Raw genomic sequence first — 6,400 nt, 5'->3', positions numbered from 1 at the left:
TGGGGGTCCGGCAGCGACCGGGTGTCCTACTTCGCATCGGGTACCCCAGAGCAGGAACGGGAGGCGGTGCAGGCAGCACGCCGCTGGCAACGCCTGCGCTACGACCACGGGTGGGGGTGGATCACCGGACCCCGCCAATACGGCGGCCTGGAATTGTCGGTGCAGTATCAGATGCTGTATCACGCCGCCGAGGACGAGTACGAGGTTCCCGATACCAGCCAGCTCTCGGTCGTCGGCCTCGGAATGGTGGGGCCCACCATCCTGGCCCACGGACAGGACCACTTGAAGGACGCCTTGCTGCCGCGCATGTACCGCGGCGAATCGATCGCGTGCCAATTGTTCAGCGAGCCGGCCGCGGGATCAGATCTGGCCGGGGTCCAGTCACGTGCCGTCCGTGACGGCGATGAGTGGATCGTCAACGGCCAGAAGGTGTGGACGTCGGCGGCCCAGCACGCCGACGTCGGTGAAATCCTGTGCCGGACCGACCCGCAGGCCCCCAAACACAAGGGCCTGTCGGCGTTCATCATCGACATGGACGCTCCGGGCGTCGAGATCCGCCCACTGCGCCAAATGACGGGCGGGTGCGAGTTCAACGAGGTGTTCGTGACCGACGTGCGCGTGCCCGACGGTCACCGCCTCGGTGACGTCGACGGCGGATGGAAGGTGGCACTGACAACGCTGACCGCAGAACGCGATGTGGTCGCCGGAGTGGACTCTCCCGAGGTGGCTCGTGCGTTGACCGCCGAGCATCTCTCGGCACTCATGCGAGCCACCTACACCTGGGACGACCGTGCGTTGCGCCGCCAGCTCGCCGCCCTGTTGGCCGAGGCGATGGCGGTCGAGAGCCTCAACGCGATGGCCGCACGCAAGATCGAAACCGGCCGGCCGGTAGGGCCGGAACGTTCGATCGCCAAACTCGTGCATGCGCGCAACGTGACACGTGCAGCACACTTCGTCGCGGAAGTGCTGGGCCCGCGCATCATCGCCGACAACGGGCAGTGGGGAACCTTCGCATGGTCGGAACTGCTGCTCGCCTCGCCGGCATTGCGCATCCTCGGAGGCACCGAGGAGATCATGAAGAACATTCTGGGAGAGCAGGTCCTCGGCCTGCCCAAGGAGCCGTCGTCGCTCGTCAAGGACGCAGCTTCCGGCGCAACTCCGACGTCTGCAGGAGGACAACGCCGATGAGCGTTTCACAGCAAGAACTCGACGAGCTGCGATCGGCGATCCGCAAGTTCCTGCAGGCTCGGCTACCGGATTCTGAGCTCTGCCATCTGGCCGACGGGCACGACACAAGTAGCGATCTGTGGTCGGAGATGAACGCCGCCTTGGGGATTCACAGTCTGGCGATACCGGATCGCTTCGGTGGCGACGGAGCTGGCCTGACGGTGATGTCGGTGGTATTCGAAGAACTCGGCCGCGTGGTGGCACCCGCTCCGTATTTCTCCAGTTTCGTTGCCACCCAGGCGCTTTTGTTGTCTGGTGACGATGGGCAGTGCGAACGTCATCTTCCGCGATTCGCCGAGGGAACCAGTCGAGCGACCATCGCGGTTGCCGAACGCGACGGCTCCTGGGACGCCGCGCTGATCAGCGCCCGCGCCAAGTGCGGGGCGGACGGGTCGTGGCGCATCAGCGGAGTCAAGAACTGGGTACCCGACGCGGCCGGCGCCGACGTGATCCTGGTCCTGGGACGGACCACTGCGGGTCCGACACTGTTCAGTGTCGACCCCACCGCCGAAGGAGTCTCCCTCGAACCGATGCGCGTGCTCGACGAGACTCGACCGATGGCCACGTTAAACATGCACGACGCCTCGGCCGAACTCGTCGGCCGGGAAGGCGCAGGCGGGCTCGTGCTCTCCCGCCTACTGGATCTGACGGTTCTTGCGCTATGCGCAGAGCAGGTCGGCCTCGCTGAGCGGTGTTTGGAGATCAGCGTCGAATACGCCAAGGTGCGAACGCAATTCGGACGTCCGATCGGAAGTTTTCAGGCCGTCAAGCACCTGTGCGCCGAGATGCTCGCCCAGGTCGAACTGGCTCGCGCAGCGACCGACGACGCGGTTCGAGACGCGCAGGAAGGCCATGCCGGCGCCGCCGTAGCCGCAGCGGCCGCGCACCTGACCTGTTGCGCCGCGGCGATGTACGTGGCCAAGGAGACCATTCAGGTATTGGGCGGGATCGGATTTACCTGGGACCACCCCGCGCACGTGTACTTCCGCCGGGCGGCAGCATCGCAACTCCTGCTCGGAGGGCCCGCCGTCAGCCATGAGCGGCTGCTCGAACGCATGGGCATCTAGGGGACGCCCGGGCCGATCAGCTGAAGCAGTCGGCGGCCATGTTGGCGATGTTGATGATGCGGTTGAGCCCGACGCGTGACTGCTCGTAGCCGGTGGCGGGGTAGCCGTTGGTGAGGAACGCAAAGGACAATCCGGTTTCTGGATCCGCGAAACCGATCTGACAAGGAGCGCCGCCGTGGCCGAAAGTCTGCGCGCTGCAGGCGGTCGGCAGAAACCCCCGAGATAGGCCGTCATCGCCGGCAACGAGAACGAACAGCGCGACGTTGCCAGGCACACTTCGGGTCCCGCCCCGTTCGCCCGTGACCGGAAGTGTGACGCGGATCCGCAAGGCGTCCGCGACGACGTCGCGCCGCCACAACGGCGAGGTCATCAGCGCCTGATACCACCCAGCGAGGTCTGCTGCCGTCGCCACCATTGAGTGGCTGGGTTCGCCGGCGGCCAGAATCTCGGGGCGCGACAGATACCACGGCCCCCACGGGTTGACCTCGGCGTCACTGCCGCCGTCGGTGCGCACAAAGGAAGCGACGTCGCCCTGGCGTTGTACCGATGGCCCGATCTCGATGCTGTGCAGTCCGAGCGGCGCCGCCAGCTCATCGGCTAGATACTGGGCGATCGGCATTCCGGTGACCCGCTCGCACAATTCGCCAATGATCCATGCTGCCGAGGTCAAGTGAAACTCCAGGGCGGCGCCAGGTGGCGATGTTAAGCGCCACTTGCCAAATGCCTCCAGCCGCTGGTCGCGATGCAGCATCTGGGGATAGGCCAACGGCGCCAGCGGGAAGCCGCCGACATGGGTGACCACCTGTTCGACCGTGACCGATTCCTTTCCGTTGGTGGCGAACTCGGGAATGTAGGAGGCGACCGTGCGACCGATGTCGAGCAGCCCGTCTGACATCAGCTTCCACAACACCCCGGCCACGACCGGCCGACCCGCCGATTGCAGCACGTAACGGGTTGCCGCGGTGGCCTTTCCGAAGGCCTCGAATGCATACTGATGCCCGTCGACGCTGAGGGCCACCTGCGCCGACGGCAGGACACCCGAGTCGACTTCGAGACGGACCCGTTCCAAAACAAGGTCCACGCGGCGGGAATCAGGAAGCTTTCCCGGATGTTCGATCACGCTATGCCCTTCAATGCAATACGGGTCACACTCGGGCGCGTAGCTACGCGATGGCGTGGCCGTACGCGTAAGGTCATGTCCACGGTGAGGTGCCCCGACGGGTGGGAGGAATTGTGGCCAAGCGACGCAACGCGGTCGAGCGTGCTCCGCTGACGCGAGAGCTCATTGCCGCCGAGGCGGCAGACTTGATCAGGGAAGCAGGCCTCGAGGCTCTGACGATGCGCACTGTCGCCGCCACCCTGGGCGTGTCGGCGATGGCCCTGTACCACCACGTCGAGGATAAGGACGAGATCATCCGTCTGGTCGGCGATGACATTCTGGCCAAGATCGACCTCCCCGACCCCGAGTCCGGTGACTGGCGCGAACTGTTGATCGAGGCCGTCACCACGTCCCACGAAGCATTGCTGAGCGTGCCCGGAATGGTGTCGGTGCTGCTGACGCGCAAATTGCTTCCCAATGCGCGCAGACTCCTGTTCTTCTGCATCAGGCAGTTCGAACGCGCGGGCCTGAGCGGCGAGGAGGCCAAGCTCGCCTACGCTGGGCTGCATCAACTCAGCATCGGCCGCCTTCTGGTCGAGTCGAGTTCGAATTTCGTCGTACACACTCATGTTTCGACCGATGACGAGCTGATCGCCTATATGGATGCGTTGCACAGCCGCGCCGCGTTCGAAGAAGCGTTGACCGGACTGCTCGAGCATTACACTCCCTCCGCCCCGCGTCGGCGGAGCACGCCGCAAAAGAAGGTAGCCAAGGCCCGCAAAGCACCGGCCAAGCGCGTTAGCTGAAACTTACTATACATGTAAAGCGCTCCCTGTTAGCATGGTCACATGCGCTTGGAGATCGATCTGAATGCATGCGTGGGGCATGGCCGGTGCTATGCCGAGGCGCCGCACGCGATAGACGCTGACGACGAAGGCCGCGGCGTTCCGATCTACTCCGAGGTGCCCGCCCAGTGGCACGACGAAGTGCGCCTCGCCGTAGACAGCTGCCCCGAGCAGGCCGTGCGGTTCGACGAGCCGTGACCCTGTCCGGCGCGAATTACCGTCCACCGCCCAAAGGAGAGCGTTGATGCGCACCGATGTACACGAAATCGGCTTTGCCGACATGAATCCCGCGATGCGTGCGGCCATACTCTACGAAGCCAATCCGACATTCGACGTCGATGATCCACGAGTCATCTGGAGCGACCTGCTCCAGAACTATCCGGTGGTGAAGTGGGAGATGGGCGTTGGCTTCTTCCGTGCCGACGACATCACCGCGGCCGGTCGCCATCCCGACGTGATCTCGGTCAACCCCTACACCGGGTTATCGATGGGCATGGGTTCGCGGGATCAGCTGATACCGCTGCACCTCACGGGAGACACGCACGTGCGCTACCGCAAGCTGCTTACGCCGCTGCTGACCGCGAAGCGCATGGAGCCGTGGGGGAGCACCGTGCGGGAAATTACTGACGAGCTGATCGATGGGTTCATCGACGACGGCCACGTCGAGCTTTTCGAGCGGGTGTGCGGGCCACTGCCGAGCAAGGTCTTTCTGCGGCTGTTTGGTCTACCTCAAGAGGATCGGGCGTTGTTGATCCAATTTAAGGACGACATCCTCGGTGCTACCGGCGAAACTCTGGACGAGCGCGAACAACACGGAATCGAAGCGGGCGACCGGCTGAGGGAGCACCTTGCCAAACGGCTCGCCGAGCGCAAGAACGAGGCGCCGCGCGATGATCTGATTAGTCAGTTCTTGACCTTCGAACTCGAAGGTCACAAGTTGACCGACGACGAAATCGTCAACCTTATGCACATGTTCACCATCGCCGGTCTGGACACCGTAACTTCCTCACTGTCCGTCCAGTTCGCCTGGCTGGCCACGCACCCGCACGAACGTGAGCGGCTCGTCGCCGACCCATCGCTGTGGCCGACTGGCGTAGAGGAACTCATGCGAACTGAATCTCCTGTCCCACAGGGAGGATTGCGCTGGGCCGCAGAGGATCTCGAGATCAATGGGGTTGAGGTCAAGAAAGGCCACATGATCTTCTTGGGTTGGGGCAGCGCCAATATCGACCCGACAGTGTTTGAAGATCCGATGAAGGTCGACCTGACCCGTAAGCCGAACCGGCACATGTCCTTTGCCGTGGGTCTGCACCGTTGTCTCGGCTCGCATCTGGCCAGGATGGAGATGGTGACGGCGCTGCAGCGGTTCCACGAGCGCATTCCCACCTACACGGTTACCGACGGCGAACGGATCGTGTATCGGTCGATCCCCGGAATCCGCCAGGCAGTGAAGATTCCGATTACGTTCTAACTGGCGTGACACCAAGCGATCAACGTCGTCCGGACACACTCTCGGAGGGCCCAGACCGCAACCGACGACCTAGTCGACTACCTGCCCTCTCGGGCATCAGTCTGACGGGCTATCGTCCGTAGGACCGACTTGCGCACCTTGCCTGCCGGCGTCCGAGGGAAGTCGCTGGACTGTCCCCGGATCTCCTCGGGCCATTTGTATTTCGCCAGACCCAACGTGATGAGGTGCTCCCGAATTCGGGACAGCGACGGTACGCCGTGGCCGGCCGCGGGACGGATGAAGGCGCAGCCATGTTCGCCGGTGCGCGCGTCGGGTGCGGCGACCACCGCCACATCGGCGATCTCTGGCATCGACGCCAGCGCTGCCTCTACTTCGGACGCGCTCACGTTGAGTCCTGACCGGATGATGATGTCCTTCAACCGGTCCAGCACGGTCACGTAGCCCCGTTCGTCGACCAAGCCGATGTCCCCGGTGCGGTACCACCCCTGGTCGAAGGCAGCGGCGTTCATGGCGGGGTCGACGTATCCGCTGAACAGGTCGGGTCCGCGGGTGATGATCTCGCCTGTTCCGGTGCGGCGGTGGCGGCCCTGCTCGTCGCGGATGCGGACGTCGACACCGGTGCACAGGTGACCGTCGGTGGCGGCACGCACCCGCAGCGGATCCGTAGTGCGGCCCAGGGAGATGCTGGGAT

Annotated in this window: 7 protein-coding genes; 5 read left to right on the top strand and 2 right to left on the bottom strand. The window is 64.2% G+C overall.

Annotation, left to right across the window (positions count from 1 at the left end):
- Together QOC69_RS01220 and QOC69_RS01215 are read left to right on the top strand one after the other, a co-directional pair.
- On the top strand, positions 1–1,188 hold a 1,188-nt coding region (locus QOC69_RS01220; protein WP_526435557.1), incomplete at its 5' end, for an acyl-CoA dehydrogenase family protein.
- Positions 1,185–2,294 carry an acyl-CoA dehydrogenase family protein gene (locus tag QOC69_RS01215; RefSeq protein WP_526435555.1) on the top strand — a complete coding sequence of 370 codons (1,110 nt, stop codon included), beginning with the start codon at positions 1,185–1,187 and terminating at the stop codon, positions 2,292–2,294. The genes QOC69_RS01220 and QOC69_RS01215, both read left to right, overlap by 4 nt.
- 16 nt (positions 2,295–2,310) lie before the next feature.
- Here the strand turns inward: QOC69_RS01215 and QOC69_RS01210 are convergent, their stop codons facing one another.
- Positions 2,311–3,375, bottom strand: coding sequence for a serine hydrolase domain-containing protein (locus QOC69_RS01210; protein ID WP_526435553.1), 1,065 nt, complete (start codon positions 3,373–3,375; stop codon positions 2,311–2,313).
- A 152-nt stretch (positions 3,376–3,527) separates the two neighbouring features.
- On the opposite strand from QOC69_RS01210, the gene QOC69_RS01205 reads away from it, so the two are divergent.
- From QOC69_RS01205 to QOC69_RS01195, 3 genes are read left to right on the top strand one after another with little or no spacing between them, the layout of a single operon-like run.
- Positions 3,528–4,199 (top strand): TetR/AcrR family transcriptional regulator, encoded by a 672-nt coding sequence (locus QOC69_RS01205; protein WP_526435551.1) that lies wholly within the window; start codon positions 3,528–3,530, stop codon positions 4,197–4,199.
- A 42-nt stretch (positions 4,200–4,241) separates the two neighbouring features.
- On the top strand, positions 4,242–4,436 hold the full coding sequence (locus QOC69_RS01200; RefSeq protein WP_526435549.1) for a ferredoxin: 195 nt from the start codon (positions 4,242–4,244) through the stop codon (positions 4,434–4,436).
- 46 nt (positions 4,437–4,482) lie between these two features.
- Complete coding sequence (locus tag QOC69_RS01195; RefSeq protein ID WP_526435547.1) at positions 4,483–5,709, top strand: cytochrome P450; 1,227 nt, start codon at positions 4,483–4,485, stop codon at positions 5,707–5,709.
- Positions 5,710–5,786: 77 nt separating this feature from the next.
- Here the strand turns inward: QOC69_RS01195 and QOC69_RS01190 are convergent.
- On the bottom strand, positions 5,787–6,400 hold a 614-nt coding region (locus QOC69_RS01190; protein WP_526435545.1), incomplete at its 5' end, for a class I adenylate-forming enzyme family protein.

It is taken from the genome of Mycobacterium sp. (assembly GCF_032162105.1).
Classification (GTDB): Bacteria; Actinomycetota; Actinomycetes; order Mycobacteriales; family Mycobacteriaceae; genus Mycobacterium.
The sequence above is the reverse complement of the archived record's forward strand: the minus strand, read 5'-3'. Positions and strand labels throughout refer to the sequence as shown.

What these genes read in the sequence shown, in the direction of transcription:
- QOC69_RS01215 (WP_526435555.1), top strand. Translation starts at nt 1,185, where the DNA reads ATGAGCGTTTCACAGCAAGAACTCGACGAGCTGCGATCGGCGATCCGC.
- QOC69_RS01200 (WP_526435549.1), top strand. Translation starts at nt 4,242, where the DNA reads ATGCGCTTGGAGATCGATCTGAATGCATGCGTGGGGCATGGCCGGTGC.
- QOC69_RS01195 (WP_526435547.1), top strand. Translation starts at nt 4,483, where the DNA reads ATGCGCACCGATGTACACGAAATCGGCTTTGCCGACATGAATCCCGCG.